Here is a 22,619-nt window from a genome sequence, read left to right as displayed (position 1 = left end):
TAGAATAACAGTTAGACAAGTAACTATATCTGCAGGAGCAGGATTCGTAGTTGCATTAACTGGTGAAATAATGAAGATGCCAGGACTTCCAAAAGTTCCAGCAGCTGAAAAGATTGACGTTGATGAAAACGGAGTAATATCAGGATTATTCTAATTTCCAATTAATATATATGTAATACCACATAAATAAACTATATTTATACCATATCCTTTATAATCAATTGAAAGAGAGTGTCTAAAGTATTTTAGACCTCTCTTTTTTCATTTAAAAAAGGCTTGCTGAAAAATAAATTTTCAGAAGTCTTTTAATATTATACTATATAATCATATTATTTAAAGCTTAAGAACAAGTTACAACCTGTTGAGTTATATCAGAATAAATTTGAAGTCCTTTTGTATCATATACCTTGATTACATCTTCATTTATATTTTTATCTTTTACAATTTGTTTTACTATATTTTCCTTTTCTCTCAATTTATATTCATTAAATATTACATCACTCTTATTATCAAATAATGCAACATAGAAGATTCCTGTTTCTACTAAGTCTTGGAAGAAGTGACTTCCATAAGATAATTCAGGCATCAAATCTTGGTTGCTATAAGCAATTTCACACATTACAGACATATTACATAGTTCTGTAAATTTAACAGGTACTCCAAGTGCTGGGTTACTACTTCCCCATCTACCTGGTCCCATAAGCATAGCATTCTTTCCTTTTAATTCCTTATTTACAAGTCCAACCTGTCTAGCTATATCATATTTTTCAACCTCTGATAATTTTAGATAATCATCTGAAGATATAAATACTATATAATCTATAGCAAGTCTGACATTACCACCCATAAAGTTACCTTGTGATGAGAATAAGCATGAGCTAGAATCCTCTAACTTAGGTAATTCTACTGTCTTACCTAGACCTCTAGTTTGCAATGGTCTACATTGAACTATATTTATTCTAAAATGACCTTGTCTGTCAAAGTTAGCAGTATACTCAATATCTACAGGATAATTGTATTTTGATGAAACTACCTTTAATATTTTTCTCATAGCTTCAGCAAATTTAGTACTTCTCAATAATCTTTCAAAATTCAATACAAATGGTATATTAGATGTATCTATTCCTACTCTTTTGAATCTTTCTTCTGTGTCTTTGTCCTTTGAACCAAATAAGCTACTTTGTGTCTTTAAGTTATTTTTAACAGCATCATTTACTGTTACTGTTTCTACACTATTTGTATTTAAATTCAATACATCTACATAATGTTGACAGAATTTTTGAGGATCCTTCTTAGTCATAGCAGGAAGTCTAGTTGGATCATCTAATGCAACTATTCTAACGTAGTCGTTATTAACTCTATCAACTGCTCTTGTACCAAGTCCAAATACAAGTCTAAGCATACCTGCATCCATATCTATCTTCTTATTCCAAACATATAAATTTGATGAATTCGCAACACCAGCTACATGAGGGAAGTAATATTCTCCATAATAATCTCCTGAAACCCTTTGAACTAAGATAGCCATCTGTTCATCGCGTTTGTCTAAGCCACGATTTTTTCTGTAATTTAAAGCATCTTCATTCATTGTACTTGCATATACTGTTCTTATTGCATCCTCAAAGTCTTTTAATCTAGCCTCTGGCGTACCTTGGTTTATACAGAAAACACTGTCGTATTTACCTGCAAAAGCATTACCAAAGTTATCCTCTAGAAGTGAACTTGATCTTACAATTATAGGACATTGTCCATAGTATTCCAATAAGTGCATAAATTGCTCTTCTATCATTTGAGAGAATTTACCATTCTTTAATCCATCCTGTAATTCTTTAGCATATACAAAATAACCTTCATCAGTTTTTTGCTTCATTCGTAAATCCCATAATCCATTTTCAACTATATAAGAATAGAATACATCTGTCCCAATGTAAAATGAATCATGAGGCTCTAATATATCTTTAAAATATTCTTTAGTTTCCTCTGATTTACTTACGATAGCAGTAGCCATAAGCATACCTATACTCTTACCACCAATAAACCCTGTACCGATTTCACGAGATGCAATTTGCACCATATCCTCTAAAGTAAAGTATTTTTGGCACATATCGTGGATTTTACTGTCCTTACCAACTAATATTTTTATTAAAATATCCTTCATTCTATTTTGAGTCACTTCATCTTGGTTAAGTGCAGCCTTTGCTTTGTTGAAATTTATTCTCCAATAACCAAGTCTTTTATTTCTCCAGTCGAAATTTGAAAATAGCTTTGAAGCTTCTCCACTTGAAGTTATAGTAGTAACTTCATCTCCATCAATTTTATGTGGGAAGAATAAAATAGGAGTATATCTATCTTCAACCTTTAGTGGATGTATATAGAAATTACCTTCTACATTGTATATATCCATTAAAACCTGTGTAGTTTCTCTTATTTTAGCTATAGTTTCATAAGTATAAGAATTTCTCTTTATTGAAAAATACGCTACTGCTCCAATTTTATACAAATAAGGACATGTAACCTTGAAGAAGTTTACTGTCATTAAATCCGAATACCATCCTCTTTGTATATATGTAAGACTGTCAAATACATAAACTGCATTTTCACTTTGTGTCTTTATTATGCGATGAACAGACATTGTAAATTCTTCAAATCCCTTTTCCAAGTCTAATTCAAATAAATTAACTGAATCTAAATCGTCAATTACTGGATTACCTTTTCCAAATCGAATATAGTTTACTTTTTTTCCATCTGCTATTGATTTTTTCGCGAAAACGTTTGCCACATGTCTATAATTATTTATATCTTCAACCTGCCATACGACATTATCACCAGGGTACCATCCACCCATGATATCGTCGAAGCCCTTTATACCTGTACTTATTTTTTCCATACGTATGCACTCCTTGTCTGAATATTTAGTTATTTTAATTATATCAATATGAAAATTTTTTCGCCTTAATATAATTAACAAATTATATATTAATATAATTTTATTTAAAATAAGAAAATAAGAAATATAATTTTTCACGCATTATAGACAAAATTTTTTCTATATTAAAAAAGATGCCAAAATATTTTTATTTTCAGCATCTTTTTTATTTATACTATATTGAAATGTTGTAATGCATATTGTATGCCGTCATCGTCTACATCTTTTGTTACAAATTTTACGATTTTAGATAAATCTTTCTCTCCATTTGCCATTAATACTCCATTTGGGCAAAACTCAAACATAGCAGTATCATTGTAACTATCTCCAAATGCATAGCTATCTTCCTTTTCTAGATTAAAATAATTCAACAAAAACTCCATACCTGTTGCCTTTGAATGCCCTTTTGGAACAACCTCTATATTATTTGAGCCTCTATCTATATAATCAAATCCTTCATTTTTAAGATACTCAACTATATTATCTAATTTATCACTATTTTTTAATGTAGCAAAAAACTTATCGAAATACAATTCATCACTTGTATAAGGCTTCATAGGGAATCCTCTTTTTTCAAAATTTTTAATTATAGCTTGAACATCCTCGCTCTTGCTGTCATAATCCATAAATATTGCCTTTTCTCCCTCAATTATAGTTTCCATTTCATTTTCATTTAAAAAGTTTAATATTTCCCTATACTTGTTTTTTTCTATACTTTTATGGTACAATACCTTACCATTTACCTCGATATAAGTTCCACATCCACAGATATATCCATCAAATCCCATATCCTCTAATCTCGGCTCTACTAAAGCTCTAGTTCTACCTGTGTTTATAATAGTTATATGTCCATTTTCTTGAGCTTGTTTAAGTGCATTTTTTGTACTTTCTGGTATTTGATTATTTACCTCTGAAATTAATGTCCCATCAATGTCAAAAAATAGTATTTTTCTTTGTGTCATTTATTACCTCCTCAAATTCTTTGGTCTATCCCCCCAAATTATATTATCTATATCATTTACTATAGACTGTCTCTCTTCCTTATTTAAAGAGTCATTTTCATAAATTTTTTGGCGCAAATTTCTAAGCATATCATTTTTATTTTTCAATTTTTTATTGTATTTATATTCAATATCGCTAAAGCTTTGATTTAGCATGTTTATAAGCGATGCCATCTCATCTGAGCTTCCCACAATTCTATTTAACAGCATTAGATTTTGAGCTAATACCTCTGGAATATCTCCATCATGACTATATCTAAGCTGATGATCTATTTCCCCATACCCCTCTTCAAATATAGTTCTAACTTGTATTTCTATAGTTGATAAATCATGTTCTGCTCCGTATTTAATAAGGTAATGAACAGATCTATATCCAGAAACTCTAGACCTAACAGGAATAGATTTTTCTTCGAACGTCTTTACATTATCGCCCTCTCTTATATTAGCTACAATCTCTATAACATTCCATTTATTAATTATGAAATTATGTATTTCTTCCCAGTCATCCTTAAAAATATGTATTACACGAATTCCCATTAAATCTGTGATTTCGTCTTTATAATTTTCTATACTAAAATTAAAATGAGCTCCATATTTTCTTCTTCTATCTGGAGTCTTCCTAACTATCTTTTGTAATAGCCTTTTAGGGTCTTTTACTCTAGCTTTTACAGAATGCACCTTTGGATGCTCTCTAAGTACGTTTGCAACATAGGTTATTCTAGCATCATAAATATCAATTGATTTCTTATAATCTTGTAGTATATTATATAAATCTATCCAGTTTATACCTAACTCTATCAAAGAATATTCATCTAAGCCATACATATTTAAAAAATCATCTCTATTCATAGGATATACTCCTTCCTCAAATTACTATTACAACTTTTCAAATTTTTGTCAAGTCAATTATTTTCTACTTATCTATTATATCATATGTTTTAAATTTATCATAAATCTATATAAAACATATATTATTATTTGTTTTCATATTCGATATACTATATAATAAAATTACTACATGAATACGAAAGAAGGGATATTAAACTATGGCTTTTATGGATAAATTAAACAATCTAGCAAAAACTGCTACAGATAAAGCTACTGATGTAGCTGAAATCGGAAAAAACACAGCTAAAATAGCCCAAGAAAACAAAAAAATAAATGATGAATTAAAGCAAATCGGTCAATTATATCTAAAAAAATATAAATCAGGATTTTCAGTAGATCCAGAAATAGTAGATATTTTAAATAGTATTTTACGTTCAGAACAGAATATATCTAGATTACAAGAAACAAATAAAAATATTAAAAATTCTTCATTTTAGAATTTTAAGAGGCTACTTGTATTTTACAAGAGCCTCCTAAAATTTTAATAATTTCTTATGCTTTTTTCTCTATACTTTGAAGGTATCATACCTGTAGATGCTTTAAATTGTGATGTAAATGAACTAGGCTTCTTAAATCCAACCTTCTTTGATATGTCGCTTAGAGAATAGTTTGTAGTTTCTAAAAGAACCTTTGCCTTTGATATTCTTATTTTAATCAAATAAGAATGTGGGGTTTCACCTAATGCCTTTTTAAATGCAGCTCCAAAATAGTTTTTTGATAATCCTGCTAATTTAGCCATTTCTTCTATCTTTATTTCCCTATTGTAATTGTGATTTATAAAATCTGCAACTAAATAAATCCCCCTCTGATAGCTTTGTTTTTGTTTAAAAATATCTATATCTTTATTTAAGTTTCCTCTAATCAATTCTCTACAGAAAAGATTTGATATCATATCTAGCTTAACTAAATCTTTTTGATCATTTTTTAGAAATTCTTCTATAAAAATATGTAAATAAAACTTCAATTCCCTCGATAAATATATAGGGTAATTAAATACATCATCTGAACAATTTAATTCCTCCATTATACCCTCTAGATAATCTTTTTTGACGAGAATATCTGTATATTCTACATTAGAAAGACCGTATTTTATTCCGTGATTTGTATTACTTTTAAATGAATATAGATACCCTATCTCTCCAAAAAAAATACTTTCCTCATTTACTAAAAAAGGAACTGGGCTATGTGGAATAAAAAATTCGTATTCCTCATGACTATGTAATCTTGACTTAGTTAAATTTTCATTTGAAGGAATGGATTTAGCTATAAATATATTTTTATTGTAATAAACATCACAGCTCTTATAGAGTTCCCTTGCATTTTCTTCATAAGAATTTACTATATCAATCACAATAATCCCTCCATTCTGATAATCTATGCTTCTTTAGATTATTATTACACAGTCGATTCTCTTTTTCCTATTACCCTAAGGGTATTAATCTAGCTTTTTGGAATTATTGATGTTTTTTTGAATTATTAGTTATTTTTTTATTATACTTTTCTTATTCCAAGCATTTTTGCTCAAACCAATCCCAATCTAACCCATATTTTCCTTCAAGTAGCCATTGGGGGCATTCTTTATCTGTATAGTCTTCGTGTTTTTTAAGCTCTAATCCTCCTTGATATTTTCTCAAAATTTTAAATAATTCTATAGCATTCAAATAGGCTTGTCTCTGTTTAGCTCCATCTGTGTACATACATATTTCTATAGAAATACCTGTCTCATTTCCTTCATATGTTCCCTGTGCATATGCCTCCCAATTTAAAGGCATATTCTGTATAATCTTGTCATAGCCTACAGTTATTGTCCACGATGCGTTTCTGTATTTAGAATAAGCTGTACCTGCATATGGATCTTCATTTGCGTTTTTTAGAGATTCATACATCTTATCAGCATCTACATCTATACATCCAGTCTGATGAATTACGATGTCTTTAGGATTTATTTTAGTGCCAGGGATACATGAGCCTTTGTCTAGCAATTTATCTGATATAACCTCTGCTCGACCTATTCTAGAGCCATTTATAAGTACATCATCTTTTATATACGATTGCTTAGGAGAGCTGTAAACATAATTTAGTTTATTTATCAACAAACATATTAATAACAATATCATCAGTAAATAAATAGTTATTTGCTTATTTTCTTTAAAAAAATTAATATCTATAGATTTTAAATTTATTTTATTCATATAAAAATCCCCCAAAATATTATTTTTGCAAAACTTTATATAATCTAGATTATACTAAATACTTATATATAAATGATACATTAAAAATATATATTTTTTATTTTAATTTTCTTAAATTTTATAAAAAAAAAGCCCCCCCCTATTGGAGACCTTCATATTTTTTCTCAAAAAATTTATTCACATTTTCTAATATCTTATATAATAATTCTTGTTCCTCTTCATTGTAGTAATTTAATGTAACTTCTACCATTTCTTTGTGAAAATCATCGTGAATCTTATAGGCTTGTAGTCCTTTTTCTGTTAAACTAACTAATACAACGCGTCTATCTGCTTCCGTTCTTGATCTTTCAACATATCCCTTTTTTATCAGTCTATTAATTGCAGATGTAAGTGTTCCCATTGTTATTCTCAAGTCATGAGCAATTTTTCCCATAGTGCGGCTTCCTTTTGTTCCGATTGCGTCGATTGTATGCATTTCCGTTATTGACAAATCCTTAAATTCAGAATTTTTTAAAACCTTTTCTTCTATATGCAAAATATCATTAAATAATTGCACTAAAAGCGTATTTAGTCTTTCCGATCTGTTTTCCATCTTTTTCTCTCTCCATATTTATTTAAATCTTAAAAGTATTATAATAAATTTTAAAAATAATTTCAAATGATATTACTTATTAATATATTGGTAGAAATTACCCATTCTTCTAAATTTCAAATATCTGGCTTCTACTAAATCTTCTTTAGATATATCGATTAAATCATTTAAATCTTTTTTAATTAAGTCTTTTATGTTATTTGCTACAAAAGAAGGCTCTGTATGTGCACCTTCCTTTGGCTCACTTATTATACCATCTATTATACCCAAATTCATCAAATCTAAAGCAGTTATTTTCATTACCTCTGCTGCTTCCTTAGTTCTAGATGGATCCTTCCATAAAATAGATGCAAAGCCTTCTGGAGATAAAATTGAATAAATGGAATTATCTAGCATATAAACTCTATCAGATACACTAAGACCTAGAGCACCGCCGCTGCCTCCTTCTCCTGTTATTATAGATATTACAGGAGTTTTTAATCTGCTCATTTCCATTAAGTTTTGTGCAATTGCTTGTCCTTGTCCTCTTTCTTCTGCTCCTGTTCCACAAAACGCCCCTGGAGTATCGACAAAGCATATAACAGGTCTATTAAATTTTTCGGCTTGCTTCATAAGTCTCAAAGCTTTTCTATATCCCTCTGGATGTACCATTCCAAAATTAGCATCTAGGTTTTCTTTTACATTTTTCCCTTTATTTACACCGATTACCGTTACATTTATGCCATCTATTGATGCAATGCCGCCTATTATAGCTCTGTCATCTCTGAAATTTCTATCTCCATGTAGCTCTATAAAATCATCAAAAATATTTTCTATATAAAACTTAGCATTTGGTCTATCCTTATGTCTTGCTATTTCAACAATATCCCATGCTTTTACTTCTTTGCTATTCATAATTTATCACCACCTACAGCATATAATTTATATAACTACTATTTTTCTTCTTCAATTCCATGTAATCTCAATAGCTTTGATAAATACTGTTTTAATTCTTTTCTGCTTACGATATCATCTACAAATCCTTTTTCTAGCATAAATTCTGCACTTTGAAAATCGTCTGGTAGTTTTTGGTTTATAGTATTTTCTATTACTCTTCTACCTGCAAACCCTAAAGTAGCTCCTGGTTCAGCGATTATCACATCTCCAAGCATAGCAAAACTCGCAGTAACTCCACCTGTAGTAGGATTTGTAATTACGCTTACATATAAAAGACCTTCTTCATCATGCTTAGCTATGGCTGCGGAAGTCTTCGCCATTTGCATAAGAGATAAAATACCTTCTTGCATTCTAGCCCCCCCAGATGCTGTAAAAATAATAAGTGGAAGCTTGTTTGCTGTAGCATATTCTATGGTTCTTGTTATTCTCTCTCCAACTGCACATCCCATACTTCCCATGAAAAATTTGCTATCCATTATAGCTGCTGCTACTTTTTTTGAATCAATTTTTCCAGTACCGCATAGTACCCCTTCTGATAAATTTGATTTTTCTTTTACTTTATTTAATTTTTCTTGATATCCAGGAAAATCTAGTGGATTTGTAGCTTCGATTTGCTCAAACATTGGAACGAAGCTACCTTCATCAAAGATTTGTTTTACTCTTTCATCTGATGAAATATTAAAGTGATAGTTACAAGTTGGGCATACATGATAGTCCTTTTCAAGATCTTCTAAGTAGATTATACTCTTACATTTTTTGCAATTAACCCATTTCCCATTTGGTATATTTGGAGTAAATTCTTTATCATATAGTGGCTTGCTACTTACTGTTATGTACTCTTGTTTTCTAAATAAATTCTTAAGCATTATCTCTCACCAACTTTTCTTCTATAAATGATGTGTCGTAATTTCCCTTTACAAAATCCTTGTTATTTAATATATCGTATTGAAAATCTATATTTGTCTTAACTCCTCCAATTGCAAACTCTCCTAAAGCTCTCTTCATCTTGATTATAGCTTCGTCTCTAGTAGCTCCATATGTAATCATCTTTCCTATCATAGAATCATAGTATGGAGGAATTTCATATCCTGCGTAGATTGCACTGTCGACCCTAACTCCAGGTCCTGATGGTATATATAATTCTTCTATTAATCCTGGACAAGGTCTAAAGTTATTATCTGGATCTTCTGCATTTATTCTACATTCTATAGCATTTCCACTTATGTATATGTCGTCTTGAATTAAGTCAAGTCTCATTCCTGAAGCTATTTTTATTTGTTCCTTTACTATATCTACACCTGTTATCATCTCAGTTATAGGGTGTTCTACTTGAATTCTAGTATTCATTTCCATAAAGTAGAAATTACAGTCTTTATCCATAAGAAATTCTATAGTTCCAGCATTTTTGTAGTCGACTGCCTTTGCTGCACGTTTTGCGATTTCACCCATTTTTTCTCTAGTTTCTGGATTTAAAAAAGTAGATGGTGCTTCTTCTAGAACCTTTTGGTTATTTCTTTGAAGAGAACATTCTCTCTCACCTAGATGAATTACATTTCCAAATTCATCAGCTAAAATTTGGAATTCTATATGTCTAGGCTTTTCTATAAATTTTTCTATATAAACTCTATCATCTGAAAAACAAGCCTTGGCTTCCAATTTTGCAGCATTGTAGTTGTGTTCAAATTCGTCCTCTTCTCTGACTATTCTTATTCCCTTTCCACCGCCACCAGCTGCAGCCTTTACCATAACAGGAAATCCTATTTCTTTTGCTATTTCTAAAGCATGACTTGCTGAAGTTATTTCGCCTTCGTATCCTGGCACTACAGGTACACCTGCTTTTTTCATGACCTCTCTCGCCTTAGCCTTATCTCCCATAAGCTCTATCACTCTGTAGTCAGGTCCTATGTATTTTATATTGCATTCCTCGCACATCTTAGCGAACTTAGGATTTTCAGATAAAAATCCAAAACCTGGGTGTATACCTTCGCACCCTGTAAGAACGCATGCACTAAGTATATTAGTCATATTTAAGTAGCTGTCCTTGCTTTGTGGTCCTCCAACACAAACAGCCTCATCAGCCATTTGTGTATGAAGTGCGTATTTATCTGCCTCTGAATAAATTGCAACTGTGCTTATTCCAAGCTCTCTACATGCTCTTATTATTCTGACTGCGATTTCGCCTCTATTTGCTATTAAGATTTTTTTTAGCATTTTTATCACCTACCCAATTGCAAACATTATTTCACCTTGGCAAACTAATTTTCCATCTACAGTAGCTTTTCCTGTTCCTACTCCGATAGATCCCTTTAATTTTGTTATTTCTATTTCTAGGTCTAATTTATCTCCAGGCATAACTTGTTTTTTCCATTTAACCTTGTTTGCTCCTACTAAAAATCCTATTTTTCCTTTGAATTCTTCCATTGAAAGTATGCATATTGCTCCCATTTGAGCTAAGGCTTCAAGTATTAAAACTCCTGGCATAACTGGATATTCAGGAAAATGTCCATTGAAAAATGGTTCATTTATTGTGACATTTTTATATCCCTTGGCACTTTTGCCTTCTACTACTTCTTCTACTCTATCTATCATTAAAAAAGGATATCTATGTGGTAAAATATCTCTTATTTCTTTAACTCCTAACATATTTTTCTCCTTCTCTATACTCTTTTTACTTTAAATAATTTTTGGCCGTATTCAACCATTTTTGCATCTTCGCATACTACACTCACTATTTCACAGTCAAATTCGGCTGTTATTTCATTCATAAGCTTCATAGCTTCGACTATGCATACTATATCTCCCTTATGAACTACATCTCCTTCCTTTACAAAAGGCTCAGCATCTGGTGATGATTTAGAATAAAAAGTCCCTACTATTGGAGATTTAATAAATTCAACACCTTCTTCTTTTGGTTTGTCAGCTACAACTGCTTCTTCATTTTTTGATGTATTTACAACTGGTTCACTGATTGTATTTACTGTATTTACAGCTTCACTATTTTTATTTAAAGTGTTTATTTCACTATTATCTATTTTATTAGATACATAATTTCTAGACATGCTTTTGTCTATTTTTATATATCCGTCCTTATTTTCCATTTCAAAATAAGCTAATTTAGAATTATCTAGCATTGTTATTAGCTCTTTTACTTCTTCAAAATTCATGATGACCTCCAATTAATCCCATTTCTTAAATAATAGACAAGCATTATGTCCACCAAATCCTAGAGAGTTATTAAGTGCGTATTTTAATTCTGCTCTTCTTCCTTGGTTTGGTACATAATCTAAATCTAATTCTTCTTCACTTTCTGTATAACCTATAGTTGGAGGTATAAATCCCTCTTGTAGCGCTTTTACACATGCTATTGATTCTACTGCACCTGCTGCTCCTAATAAATGTCCTACCATAGATTTAGTTGAAGATATTGGAATATTTTTAGCATCTTCCTTGAAGGCATTTTTTATAGCTCTAGTTTCGTATAAATCGTTGTAGTAAGTTGATGTACCATGTGCATTTATATAAGAAACCTCGTTCATTTCTATACCAGCTTCTTTTACTGCGTTTTCCATAGCCTTTGCAGCAGATACTGCTTCTGGCGATGGAGAAGTTATATGGTATGCATCGCAAGTTGAACCGTATCCAACTATTTCAGCAAGTATTTTAGCGCCTCTTTTTTGTGCGTGTTCTAAGCTTTCGATTACTAGCATTCCAGCACCTTCACCCATTACAAATCCGCCTCTGTCTTTGTCAAATGGAGTTGATGCCTTAGTAGGATCTTCACTAGTTGATAATGCTCTCATATTAGCAAATCCAGCGATTGCAATTGGAGTTATAGATGATTCACATCCTCCAGTTATTGCTATATCAGCATAACCATGTTTGATATGTCTATAAGCATCTCCTATGTTGTTTGTAGCTGTTGCACATGCAGTTACTACTGATGTACACATTCCTCTTGCCCCAAATTTGATTGCTATGTTTGCAGCTGCTGCATTTATTATAGTCATTGGTATGTACATTGGAGAAATTCTCTTTACCCCTTTTTTGTGTAGAGTGTCGAATTCCTTTTCATGAGTGTGGAACCCACCGATACCTGAACCTACTATAACTGCAAATCTTTCTTTATCTATAGAATCTAAATCAAGATTTGCATTTTCTACTGCTTCCATACTTGCAATTAAAGCGTATTGAGTAAATTTATCTAATCTTCTACATTCTTTTTTGTCTAAAAATTTAGTTAAGTCTAGGTCTTTTACTTCACCAGCAACCTTTACATCTAAACCTTCTGTATCTATTGACTTTATAGTATCTATTCCTAATTTTCCTTGTTTTGCATTATTCCAAAATTCATCTGCTGTATTTCCTATTGGTGTTACAGCTCCCATCCCTGTTATAACTACTCTATTTTCCATATTAGTCCTCCTAACCTTCTCACTATTACATAGCCATTCCGCCGTCGACATGTATTACTTGACCTGTTATGTAATTTGAATTATCACTAGCTAAAAATACTGCTGTATTAGCTATATCTTCTACACTTCCAAATCTATTTAGTGGAATTTGTGATAATATGTTTTTCTTTTGATCATCATTTAAAACTCTTGTCATATCTGTATCTATAAATCCTGGTGCTATAGCATTTACTGTTATACCTCTGCTTCCGATTTCTCTTGCAAGAGATTTAGTCATTCCTATAAGACCTGCCTTTGATGCACAGTAATTTACTTGTCCTGGATTTCCAACTACACCTACTACAGATGACATATTTACTATTTTCCCTGATCTTTGTTTTAGCATTATCGGTGTGACCGCTTTTAAACAGTTAAATGCACCTTTTAGGTTTACCTTTATTACGCTGTCAAAATCCTCTTCCTTCATTCTTATTAGAAGATTGTCCTTTGTTATACCAGCGTTGTTTACTAATATATCTACTTTTCCAAATTCTTTTTTTGCTTCTTTTATAAGATATTCAGCTTCTTTTATTTCGCTTACATCTGCTTTTACTACTAATGTTTTTGAACCTAAAGCGTCTAATTCTTCTTTGACCTTTAGAGCTTCTTCTTCGTTATTTCTATAATTTATAACTATATTTGCGCCTTCTTTTGCAAATTTTATAGCTATTGCCTTTCCTATTCCTCTTGAAGCACCTGTTATTACAGCGCATTTATCCTTTAACATAAAAATCCTCCATTTCATAAAAATACAGTTTATAAATTTTCTCTGAGATAGTTATCTCTATGAGTACTATAAACTCAAGCTAGATATTGTATTTTCTAGTGAATCAATATCTTCAACATTGTATATCTTAGCATTTTTATCTATTTTCTTGACAAATCCACTTAATGTCTTACCTGGACCAACTTCTACAAAAGTATCTACTCCTCTATCTAGCAAGTCTCTTATACTTTTTTCAAATAAAACTGGAGACATTATTTGTTGTCTAAGCAATTCCTTTATATCGTCGCCTTTTTCAAATGGAGTTCCTTTTACATTTGAATAAGCTATTTTTTCAAAATCATTTATTTCTGCCTTTTTTAATTCTTCATAAAATTCATAGCTAGCATCCTTGTACATTGAACTATGAAAAGGTCCGCTGACCTTTAGAGGTAGAACTCTTCCACCTAATTCTTTTGCTATTTTAACACTTGCTTTTATGGCACTTACTTCACCAGATATAACTGTTTGTCCTGGACAATTATAGTTAGCTCCTTCAACTAATCCAAATTCATTTGCCTTTTTTATAAGCTCTTCTACTTTGTCTGGAGTTAATTTTAGTACAGCGGCCATAGTTCCTTGTTCTGGGCTTATAGCGCTGTCCATTATTTCAGCTCTTTTTTTGATTAATTTAATACCATCTTCAAAGTTCAAAGCACCAGCATCCATTAAAGCTCCATATTCACCTAATGAAAGACCTAAAGCATACTTAGCAGAAATTCCTCTAAGCTCTAATGCCTTAGCACATGCAATTGAAGTAAGTAGTATTGCAGGCTGAGAATATTTAGTTCTTTTTAGATCCTTTTCGTTGCCGTTAAAAATCATATCCTTCATAGGCATGTCTAGTATTTCATCGCCCATATCAAATATTTTTTTACATTCATCTATATTTTCATATAAACTTTTCCCCATGCCTACGTATTGAGCTCCTTGTCCAGGGAAAAGAAATGCCATATTTTCTATCATAAAAGTCCTCCACTTATTCACTTAAATAATTATTTATCAATAATTCCAATATTCTATTTATAATTAAATTTCTATTATCTGTTCATGCATTTATCAAATTCTGCAACTAATTCTTCTATTATTTCCTTGCAGCTTTGTTCTTTATTAACAAGTCCTGCTATTTGACCTGCCATAACACTTCCATTATCTGTATCTCCATCTACAACTGCTTTTCTCAAAGCACCTCTAGTCAATTCTTCTAATTCTTCAGAATCTGGATTGTTTCTTTCTATTTTTAAATATTGTCTAGTAAGTTTATTTCTCAAAACTCTAACTGGATGTGAAGTTGATGTTCCTGTAACTTCTGTTTCTATATCCTTAGCCTTTAAAACTTTTTCTTTGTATTTAGGGTGAACTGTACATTCATTTGAAACTAAGAAACGAGTTCCCATTTGAACACCTATAGCTCCTAGCATAAATGCTGCAGCTATTCCTCTACCATCGCCGATTCCTCCAGCTGCTATAACTGGTATATCTACTGCATCTACTACTTGTGGTACTAAACTCATTGTAGTAGTTTGACCTATATGTCCACCTGATTCCATACCTTCAGCTATAACTGCATCTGCTCCGAACTTTTCCATTCTTTTGGCAATCGCTACTGATGCTACTACTGGTATTATTTTTATGCCATGTTCTTTCCACATTTCTATATATTGTGCTGGGCTTCCTGCTCCTGTAGTTACTACAGGTACATTTTCTTCGCATACTAATTTAGCTATTTCACCAGCGTTTTCTTGCATAAGCATTACATTTACGCCAAATGGTTTGTCAGTCATAGATTTTGCCTTTCTTATTTGTTCTCTAACAACTTCTGTAGGTCCAACTCCTGTTATTATTCCTAGACCACCAGCTTCACTGACTCCTACTGCAAGAGAAGCATCTGCAATCCATGCCATACCTCCTTGTATGATAGGGTATTTTATATTTAATAATTCTGTTATTTTATTGCCTTTCATAATTCCTTCTAAATCCTCTCTTTGATTTATCTCGGTTTTTCCATATTTGAATAAATCTAACTAATTTCTTAGTTAGATTTATTCTTGAGATTTATAAAATTTTAATTTTGTCACAATCGTCTTTAATTTGTACTTTTACTATTTTGCTGCAACTTTTTCTTCTATATATGTAACTAAATCTTGAACTGATTTTAAGTTTTCAGCATCTTCTATTTCTATATCGAATTCTTCTTCTAATTCAGTTACTAATTCGAATACATCTAAAGAATCTATTTCTAAAGATTTAAAAGTACTGTCTAGTGTTATATCGTCCTTTTCTAAAGATAAGCTTTCTACCATCATTTCTTGTATTTTTTCAAACATAATTTTTTCCTCCATTTTTCCTGTTTATTATTTTTTAATCTTTTATTTTCTTTTTAATCTTAGTAAATCTTTTATCCCTTTTTATTTTTATTTATTTAAAATTAATCTTTGATTAATTATTTTGTCCATTCAATCAAGCAAGCTCCTGAAGTAAGCCCTGCTCCAAATCCAACTGCAATTATTTTATTTCCTCTTTTAAGTAAGTTTTTTTCTTCCATCTCGCTTATTGCAATAGGAATAGATGCAGCTGAAGTATTTCCATATTCATGTATATTTATATAAAATTTATCCATAGAGATATCTAACTTTTTAGCTGCAAACTGAATAATTCTCTCATTTGCTTGATGTGGCACTATATAATCGATATCGTCTAAAATTAAATTATTTTTCTTCAAAATTTCTTTTATAAGCTTAACTATTGTAACTGTGGCGAATTTAAATATTTCTCCGCCGTTCATTTGTAGGTAATGATTTATGCTACTTACTTCGTCTACATATGGATTATTTATATCCTTAGCTCCGATAGTAAGATTTTCCCATTTTGCTCCTTTTGAGTTACAAATAACATCTATAATTCCTTCATTTTGATCTAAAGATAAAACAGCAGCTCCTGCCCCATCTCCAAATAATACGCAAGTAGATCTATCCTTCCAATCTAATGTCTTTGATAGAGTCTCAGCTCCTATTACAAGTGATTTTTTTATATTATTTTGCTTCATCATTGATTTAGCAACGTTAATTCCATAAATAAATCCTGAGCATGCAGCACTTAAGTCAAACGCAAAAGCATTTTTAGCTCCTATGTTTTTTTGAACTATACATGCTGTAGCAGGTGTAAACATATCTGGTGTACATGTTGCTACAATTATTAAATCTATATCTAATGCATCTATATTTGCATTTTCTAACGCATTTAAAGCAGCCTTTGAAGCTATATCTGATGTATTTTCTCCTGTAGTAATATGTCTTTGTTTTATGCCGGTTCTTGAAGTTATCCACTCGTCGTTAGTATCGACAATTTGACTTAGCATGTCATTAGTAACGACTTTAGATGGTATAGATTTTCCAACCCCAGCTATAACTACATTATCCATCTGCCCCTCCTTTTGAAATTTATTTTTAGGTTTTTAAAATATTTATTAATAAAATATTTTGATATTCAAAACTTATTACCATCAAAATATATTATAATTAAAACAAAAAGTCAACAACATTTTCCAAAAAAATAATTTTTTCTTTATTTAAAACGATTTCTATAGTATAATTAGTTAATCTTAGTACATCTTTTATTTCCTGCTGGAGGAAATATTATGAAAGAATTAAAAATTGGAGACTTACTTATAAAGGTTCCTGTAATCCAAGGAGGTATGGGAATAGGAATATCTAGATCTTCCCTAGCATCAGCTGTCAGCAATGCTGGTGGACTGGGTGTTATTTCTGGTATAAATATGGGATATGACGAAGAGGAATTTAGCAAAAATCCTCTTGCTACAAATTTAAAAGCTTTAAAAAAACATATACAAAAAGCAAAAGAATTATGCAACAATAAACCTTTAGCCATAAATCTTATGGTTGCTATGAACTTCTACGAGGAGCATGTAAAGGCTGCTATAGATGCTGGAATTGACCTTATAATTTCAGGTGCAGGGCTTCCTGTTAAGCTACCTAAGTTTACAGAAGGCTCTAATGTAAAAATAGCACCTATAGTATCATCTACAAAAGCCTGTAAATTACTACTTAAAATGTGGGACAAAAAATACAGTAAAACTGCTGATATGATAGTAGTTGAAGGGCCTAAGGCTGGCGGACATCTAGGATTCCACGAAGATGAGCTAAAGGATATCGATGCTATAGATTACGATGGAGAATTTTTAGGGATATTGAAAATCGCAGAGGAATACGGACAAAAATATAATAAGGATATTCCAGTAATTGCAGCAGGTGGAATCTCTACTAGCTCTGATGTAAAAAAATACATCGATATGGGCGCTAGCGGTGTTCAAGTCGGAACTAGATTTGTAGCAACAGAAGAATGCGATGCCGATATCAATTTTAAAAATGCTTATGTAAACTGCAAAAAAGAAGATATTGAAATAGTAAAAAGTCCAGTCGGACTTCCTGGACGTGCTATACACAACAAATTCTTAGAAGATTTAAAGACAAACAAGCCTAAAATAGATAGATGCTATAATTGCATGGCAGCCTGTAAGCCATCTATTACACCTTACTGTATATCTCAAGCTCTTATAAATGCAGTAAACGGAGATATCGACAACGCTCTAATTTTCTGTGGATCCGACGCCTATAAAATAGATAAAATTCAAACTGTAAAGGAAGTTGTAGATGAATTGACTTCTGAAATTTTATAAACATAAATAAAAAATAGAAAGCCTCTATACCAATTAAGATATACGGCTTTCTATTTTTTGACGAAAATCTTCTATCCTCGTTGCCATCACGATTAGAAACCTATACTTTCTATAACCCAGTCAGAGTCTTTGCTTTTCTTTACAAGTTCCATATCTGTTGAATATATAGCATCTTTATCACTAGGTTTATACCCTAGTTTAACTAACAAATTATCGCTCCAATAAGTAACATAAATTCTTCGTTCATAGAAACCATCTTGCTCACATTCTGAGCTCACTTTTTCAATATTTGTTAAAAAAACAGGGTTTAAAATATCATCTTGATTATAATCTTTATCCTTTTCAAACATTCCAGCTTCATCTAATGCTTCTTTAGATAATAGATCATCAATTTTATTAAAATCACTTCTATTTTTGTAATATGCATATAGTTTAATAGTCTCTTCAGCTGTCAAATTATCGTGATTTTTTAATTGTTCAGCTGATAACCCGTATTTAGGATTTAGACCAAATACAAATATAAACACACATAAAAATACTATTAAAAAAATACTTCCTAATTTAATGTATCCTTTTTTCATAAATATTACCTCCCCTATTTTGTTTTTTAATTATATATTGAATAACTTACAAATCTATAAAATTTTATTTAATAGTTTATAAAATTTAAATGGTCTTTTATATATAAACGAAAAATAATGAAAATTTGTTTCAATTTTTATAAAAATTTTCTTTAATTTACATATTTTATTTGATTTATATATTTCATATTATTTTGATATGAAATATATAAAATTATTTTTATAAAAAAATCAACTTATAATATTGTATTATCAAAATGATAATAATATAATTTATACCATAATAATCAATCAGAAATAATATAATTCAAATTTGAAGAGATATTTACAGTTTTATTATTTAAAAATATTAAGGAAAAGGTGGTTATAAATATGTCAGACAAAAATTTATGGAATTTACTTAAGGATTTACAATCTCCAAAATACAAATGGGTTGATCTAACTCATGAATTCGGTGAAGATACTCCTCGATGGCCTGGATTTAAGCCTCTAGGAAACAATATATTATTTGATTTTGACAACGCACCTATGAAGGTAAATGAATTTACATTCCCTGGTCAATATGGTACTCACGTAGATGTTCCAGGACATTTCGTAAAAGGAGGAAGATTAGTCGACGAAATAGATGTTTCAGAATTTGCTTATCCACTTTGCGTAATAGACGCGAGCGAAAAAGTAGCAGAAAATGTAGATTACGCATTAACAGTACAAGATATACTAGATTGGGAAAAAACACATGGTCAAATTCCTGAAGGCGCATTTGTAGCTATGAGAAGTGACTGGTCTAAAAGATGGTCAAGTCAAGAGGAATCATTGAATATAGGTGAAGATGGAATATCTCACTATCCTGGTTGGCATTTAGATGCTCTAGAATTCTTATTCAAAGAACGTAATATAGGAGCCGTGGGACACGAACCATTCGATACTGATCCACCAGCATTAGAAAGTCAAGTTCCTTTTAAAGGAGAACATTACGTACTTGCACAAGATAAGTTCCAAATAGAAGTTTTAAATAACTTAGATGCTGTCCCTGAAACAGGCGCAATAGTATTTGCAACTTTCCCTAAAATAAAAAATGCAACAGGATTCCCAGCACGTGTATTTGCAATATACGAAGTTTAAAAATTTATAAATTTAAACTAATAACTAACCCAAAACAACAACTAATTTTAAATAGCAATCAATAAAAACTAATAATTAATATAATAGCAACTGACAAAATAATAAATAGCAAACTTGGAGGGTAAAGCAATGTCTTATGAATATGATGAACAATTATCTTTTTTACAAAAACCAAATAAGGATGAAATAGATCCAGAGAATCAAAAAATTTTTGATGCGAATGTAGAAAAAATGGAAAAAAATTGGGGGTTTATAAATAATTTATTTAAAATTCTTCCTCTTAATGATAAACAATATATTGCATTTTTAAATTTTAAAAATTCATTATTTGACGAAGAAACTACTTATTTAAGTCGTATAGATAAAGAAATGATAGGACTAGTAGTTTCATCTACTAATGGATGCGCATATTGTCTATCTACACATGGATATATACTTCGTGGTCTTACTAAAGATCCTGAATGGGTCGATGAACTTACATACAATTATAGAATAGCTAAGCTTACAGACAAACAACGCGCTCTTTGCGATTTTGCATATTTTCTTACTACAAAACCTAGAGAAATAGACAAAACTCAAATTGAAAAATTAAGAGCAGTTGGATTTAACGACCATGAAATACTTGAAGCTTCATATGTCGTAGGATTCTTTAACTATACAAATAGATGGACTGCTGCAATAGGAGCTAAACCTAACGCAGGTCATTTTGACCATAATAGATCATTCAATAAATAATCTTATTTCAACTAAAAGAGCATTGCCAAAATAATCGCAATGCTCTTTTAGTTGAAATATAAAACATTTATTTAAAATTATCCAATATCACCTAATAATATTCCCGCTACAAATATAAATATAGCGATAAATACATATTTATGTATCATTATATTTTTTCATGAAAATGGCAAGATTTATTATTAAATAGTTCATATTAAATATATATAATAGAAGTTGAGCGATAAAACAATTAATTTGATTGTTAATTAAATTTTTATAATAGGAGACAATATTTATATGAATGATTCAGTAAAAAATTTAACACTTGCATCTATTCTGACCTCCCTATTTGTAGTAATCACGATTTTTGCGTTGTCGACGGGACTTGGATATGGGATTTATTTAGATTTTGCTGTGCCTATTTTCTTTGCACTTGTGTACTTGAAATGTGGCGGAAAATACACTGTATTAAGTGGAATAGTTTCGGTTTTATTAGTATTTATGGTGGTTGGAGATTTAGCAGGAGCTCTATTTATAAGTCAAAGCTTTTTACTTGGGGTAATTTGTGCGTATTTTATGGATAAAGACAGTATCCTTATGGAGGATGTATTTTTTGCGTCTATATTAGGAACCTTCACTATTTTGTTGATAGATTTATATACTAAAGGTTTAACTGGATATAGTTTAATCACAGAATTTAAGGAAATGGCAGCTTGGTTTCCTTACAAGGATTATTTTAATTTTTTCATCTATCTATTAATATCTTTTTATGTAGGCGGTATGTGCTTTTGTATATACTATATATCATTATTTTTAGGAAAGAGATTGAAGATTTTAACTCAAAATGCTGAGAAAAAATACTATATCTTTAGAAATTTAAAGGTATTTAATAGATTTTTATGCTTAAAGAGAAGTACTTTTTATGCCTGCGCTATTTATATTTTTATTATAGAGCTATTAAATATACTTAATATAAAAATCGATTTTATTTACTTAAAGGTAATATTAACTTCAATAGAATACCTAAGCTTTTATTATTTATTCAGGGATTCAATTATAATAATACAGGATTATATTCTAACTCGCAGTAAAAAGGTTTTATACGTCAGACTATTTATGTTAGCTGTACTTCTACCTTTGTTCTTTGTGTTTAAGCTTGAGTTTTTAATTTTAATCGTCATATCCTACATTATAGATGTAAAAAATCAAATACGATTACATCAAAAGAAAATTGTAGATTTATATTATGAAAAAGTAAAACCTTAGAAGATTAAACTTTATCTTCTAAGGCCTCTTTTTTCTTAAAACATGCTTATCAAACTCCATATTTTTGAAAAACCATACATAAATACTACGACCGCAATGAATCTATCAAATGGTGTCTTTATAATATTAAACTCAGATTCTTCATTGATTCCTTTTATACTAAAATATAGAATTACTGCTGTAATTATCGATGCATAGTAAAATGTCCATGTATCACTTATAATAGGTTTAAATATTTTATCTGCAAGCACTCCCGAACTACTATCATCCTTTTCCATTAAAATAAATGAAATTAGTAAACCTAAGTAGCAAATTATTTTTTTCTTTTGAGAAAATTTATTTTTTCTCGTTTTATTTTTTATAATATCTCTATCTATTTCGATATTATGTATATTTTTTAAATAATTATATACAATCGCTATAACACCTATATATAATATAATATTAAGCAATTGAAATAAAACTTCGTCTGTTATTGTAACATCCAT

At 30.4% G+C, this 22,619-nt stretch carries 25 protein-coding genes; 6 read left to right on the top strand and 19 right to left on the bottom strand.

Annotated features, from left to right (window positions below; translation table 11 throughout):
- On the top strand, positions 1-154 hold a 154-nt coding region (locus tag SPD90_RS10595), incomplete at its 5' end, for a formate--tetrahydrofolate ligase (protein WP_320925200.1).
- A gap of 186 nt (positions 155-340) precedes the next feature.
- Here SPD90_RS10595 and SPD90_RS10590 read toward each other — a convergent pair.
- The 3 genes from SPD90_RS10590 to SPD90_RS10580 form a co-directional block, all read right to left on the bottom strand.
- On the bottom strand, positions 341-2,887 hold the full coding sequence (locus tag SPD90_RS10590; RefSeq protein WP_320925199.1) for a PEP/pyruvate-binding domain-containing protein: 2,547 nt from the start codon (positions 2,885-2,887) through the stop codon (positions 341-343).
- A gap of 209 nt (positions 2,888-3,096) precedes the next feature.
- A complete protein-coding gene (locus SPD90_RS10585) occupies positions 3,097-3,888 on the bottom strand; it encodes a Cof-type HAD-IIB family hydrolase (protein WP_320925198.1) in 792 nt (263 codons plus the stop codon).
- A gap of 3 nt (positions 3,889-3,891) precedes the next feature.
- Positions 3,892-4,776, bottom strand: coding sequence for a RelA/SpoT domain-containing protein (locus SPD90_RS10580; RefSeq protein ID WP_320925197.1), 885 nt, complete (start codon positions 4,774-4,776; stop codon positions 3,892-3,894).
- A 197-nt stretch (positions 4,777-4,973) separates the two neighbouring features.
- Here SPD90_RS10580 and SPD90_RS10575 point away from each other — a divergent pair, with 197 nt between their 5' ends.
- On the top strand, positions 4,974-5,252 hold the full coding sequence (locus SPD90_RS10575; RefSeq protein WP_320925196.1) for a hypothetical protein: 279 nt from the start codon (positions 4,974-4,976) through the stop codon (positions 5,250-5,252).
- Positions 5,253-5,296: 44 nt separating this feature from the next.
- Here the strand turns inward: SPD90_RS10575 and SPD90_RS10570 are convergent, their stop codons facing one another.
- The 14 genes from SPD90_RS10570 to SPD90_RS10505 form a co-directional block, all read right to left on the bottom strand.
- The gene (locus tag SPD90_RS10570; RefSeq protein ID WP_320925195.1) at positions 5,297-6,166 is read right to left on the bottom strand and encodes a helix-turn-helix domain-containing protein; all 870 of its coding nucleotides are present in this window, start codon (positions 6,164-6,166) and stop codon (positions 5,297-5,299) included.
- Positions 6,167-6,317: 151 nt separating this feature from the next.
- Positions 6,318-7,007, bottom strand: coding sequence for a peptidoglycan recognition protein family protein (locus SPD90_RS10565; protein ID WP_320925194.1), 690 nt, complete (start codon positions 7,005-7,007; stop codon positions 6,318-6,320).
- A gap of 139 nt (positions 7,008-7,146) precedes the next feature.
- Positions 7,147-7,599 carry a MarR family winged helix-turn-helix transcriptional regulator gene (locus SPD90_RS10560; RefSeq protein WP_320626919.1) on the bottom strand — a complete coding sequence of 151 codons (453 nt, stop codon included), beginning with the start codon at positions 7,597-7,599 and terminating at the stop codon, positions 7,147-7,149.
- A 72-nt stretch (positions 7,600-7,671) separates the two neighbouring features.
- Complete coding sequence (locus SPD90_RS10555; protein WP_320925193.1) at positions 7,672-8,493, bottom strand: acetyl-CoA carboxylase carboxyltransferase subunit alpha; 822 nt, start codon at positions 8,491-8,493, stop codon at positions 7,672-7,674.
- 38 nt (positions 8,494-8,531) lie between these two features.
- Positions 8,532-9,401 (bottom strand): acetyl-CoA carboxylase, carboxyltransferase subunit beta, encoded by an 870-nt coding sequence (accD, locus tag SPD90_RS10550; protein ID WP_320626917.1) that lies wholly within the window; start codon positions 9,399-9,401, stop codon positions 8,532-8,534.
- Positions 9,394-10,746: an acetyl-CoA carboxylase biotin carboxylase subunit gene (locus tag SPD90_RS10545; protein ID WP_320925192.1), complete on the bottom strand. Its 1,353-nt coding sequence runs from the start codon at positions 10,744-10,746 to the stop codon at positions 9,394-9,396. The genes accD and SPD90_RS10545 overlap by 8 nt, the downstream gene beginning before the upstream one ends.
- A 9-nt stretch (positions 10,747-10,755) precedes the next feature.
- The gene (gene fabZ, locus SPD90_RS10540; RefSeq protein WP_320925191.1) at positions 10,756-11,178 is read right to left on the bottom strand and encodes a 3-hydroxyacyl-ACP dehydratase FabZ; all 423 of its coding nucleotides are present in this window, start codon (positions 11,176-11,178) and stop codon (positions 10,756-10,758) included.
- Between the two features lie 14 nt (positions 11,179-11,192).
- Complete coding sequence (gene accB / locus SPD90_RS10535) at positions 11,193-11,699, bottom strand: acetyl-CoA carboxylase biotin carboxyl carrier protein (RefSeq protein WP_320625333.1); 507 nt, start codon at positions 11,697-11,699, stop codon at positions 11,193-11,195.
- A gap of 12 nt (positions 11,700-11,711) precedes the next feature.
- Positions 11,712-12,947 carry a beta-ketoacyl-ACP synthase II gene (fabF, locus tag SPD90_RS10530; RefSeq protein WP_320625332.1) on the bottom strand — a complete coding sequence of 412 codons (1,236 nt, stop codon included), beginning with the start codon at positions 12,945-12,947 and terminating at the stop codon, positions 11,712-11,714.
- Between the two features lie 25 nt (positions 12,948-12,972).
- Positions 12,973-13,713 carry a 3-oxoacyl-[acyl-carrier-protein] reductase gene (gene fabG, locus SPD90_RS10525; RefSeq protein ID WP_320625331.1) on the bottom strand — a complete coding sequence of 247 codons (741 nt, stop codon included), beginning with the start codon at positions 13,711-13,713 and terminating at the stop codon, positions 12,973-12,975.
- A 66-nt stretch (positions 13,714-13,779) separates the two neighbouring features.
- A complete protein-coding gene (gene fabD, locus SPD90_RS10520; RefSeq protein ID WP_320625330.1) occupies positions 13,780-14,715 on the bottom strand; it encodes an ACP S-malonyltransferase in 936 nt (311 codons plus the stop codon).
- A gap of 74 nt (positions 14,716-14,789) precedes the next feature.
- Positions 14,790-15,713: an enoyl-[acyl-carrier-protein] reductase FabK gene (fabK, locus tag SPD90_RS10515; RefSeq protein ID WP_320625329.1), complete on the bottom strand. Its 924-nt coding sequence runs from the start codon at positions 15,711-15,713 to the stop codon at positions 14,790-14,792.
- 138 nt (positions 15,714-15,851) lie between these two features.
- Positions 15,852-16,091: an acyl carrier protein gene (locus SPD90_RS10510; protein WP_320625328.1), complete on the bottom strand. Its 240-nt coding sequence runs from the start codon at positions 16,089-16,091 to the stop codon at positions 15,852-15,854.
- Positions 16,092-16,192: 101 nt separating this feature from the next.
- A complete protein-coding gene (locus SPD90_RS10505; protein ID WP_320625327.1) occupies positions 16,193-17,170 on the bottom strand; it encodes a beta-ketoacyl-ACP synthase III in 978 nt (325 codons plus the stop codon).
- Positions 17,171-17,386: 216 nt separating this feature from the next.
- Here SPD90_RS10505 and SPD90_RS10500 point away from each other — a divergent pair, with 216 nt between their 5' ends.
- Positions 17,387-18,445: an NAD(P)H-dependent flavin oxidoreductase gene (locus SPD90_RS10500; RefSeq protein WP_320625326.1), complete on the top strand. Its 1,059-nt coding sequence runs from the start codon at positions 17,387-17,389 to the stop codon at positions 18,443-18,445.
- Positions 18,446-18,537: 92 nt separating this feature from the next.
- Here the strand turns inward: SPD90_RS10500 and SPD90_RS10495 are convergent, their stop codons facing one another.
- On the bottom strand, positions 18,538-19,026 hold the full coding sequence (locus tag SPD90_RS10495; RefSeq protein ID WP_320625325.1) for a hypothetical protein: 489 nt from the start codon (positions 19,024-19,026) through the stop codon (positions 18,538-18,540).
- 372 nt (positions 19,027-19,398) lie between these two features.
- Between SPD90_RS10495 and SPD90_RS10490 the strand changes: the two genes are divergently transcribed.
- From SPD90_RS10490 to SPD90_RS10480, 3 genes are all read left to right on the top strand, one after another.
- Positions 19,399-20,148, top strand: a complete 750-nt coding sequence (locus tag SPD90_RS10490) for a cyclase family protein (protein ID WP_320925190.1) — start codon at positions 19,399-19,401, stop codon at positions 20,146-20,148.
- 129 nt (positions 20,149-20,277) lie between these two features.
- Positions 20,278-20,883 carry a peroxidase-related enzyme gene (locus tag SPD90_RS10485; protein ID WP_320925189.1) on the top strand — a complete coding sequence of 202 codons (606 nt, stop codon included), beginning with the start codon at positions 20,278-20,280 and terminating at the stop codon, positions 20,881-20,883.
- A 279-nt stretch (positions 20,884-21,162) separates the two neighbouring features.
- Positions 21,163-22,131, top strand: coding sequence for a DUF2232 domain-containing protein (locus SPD90_RS10480; RefSeq protein ID WP_320925188.1), 969 nt, complete (start codon positions 21,163-21,165; stop codon positions 22,129-22,131).
- 35 nt (positions 22,132-22,166) lie between these two features.
- On the opposite strand, the gene SPD90_RS10475 is transcribed toward SPD90_RS10480, so the two are convergent.
- Positions 22,167-22,619, bottom strand: a complete 453-nt coding sequence (locus SPD90_RS10475; protein WP_320624829.1) for a hypothetical protein — start codon at positions 22,617-22,619, stop codon at positions 22,167-22,169.

This window comes from Intestinibacter sp., assembly GCF_034113885.1.
GTDB lineage: Bacteria > Bacillota > Clostridia > Peptostreptococcales > Peptostreptococcaceae > Intestinibacter.
The sequence above is the reverse complement of the archived record's forward strand: the minus strand, read 5'-3'. Positions and strand labels throughout refer to the sequence as shown.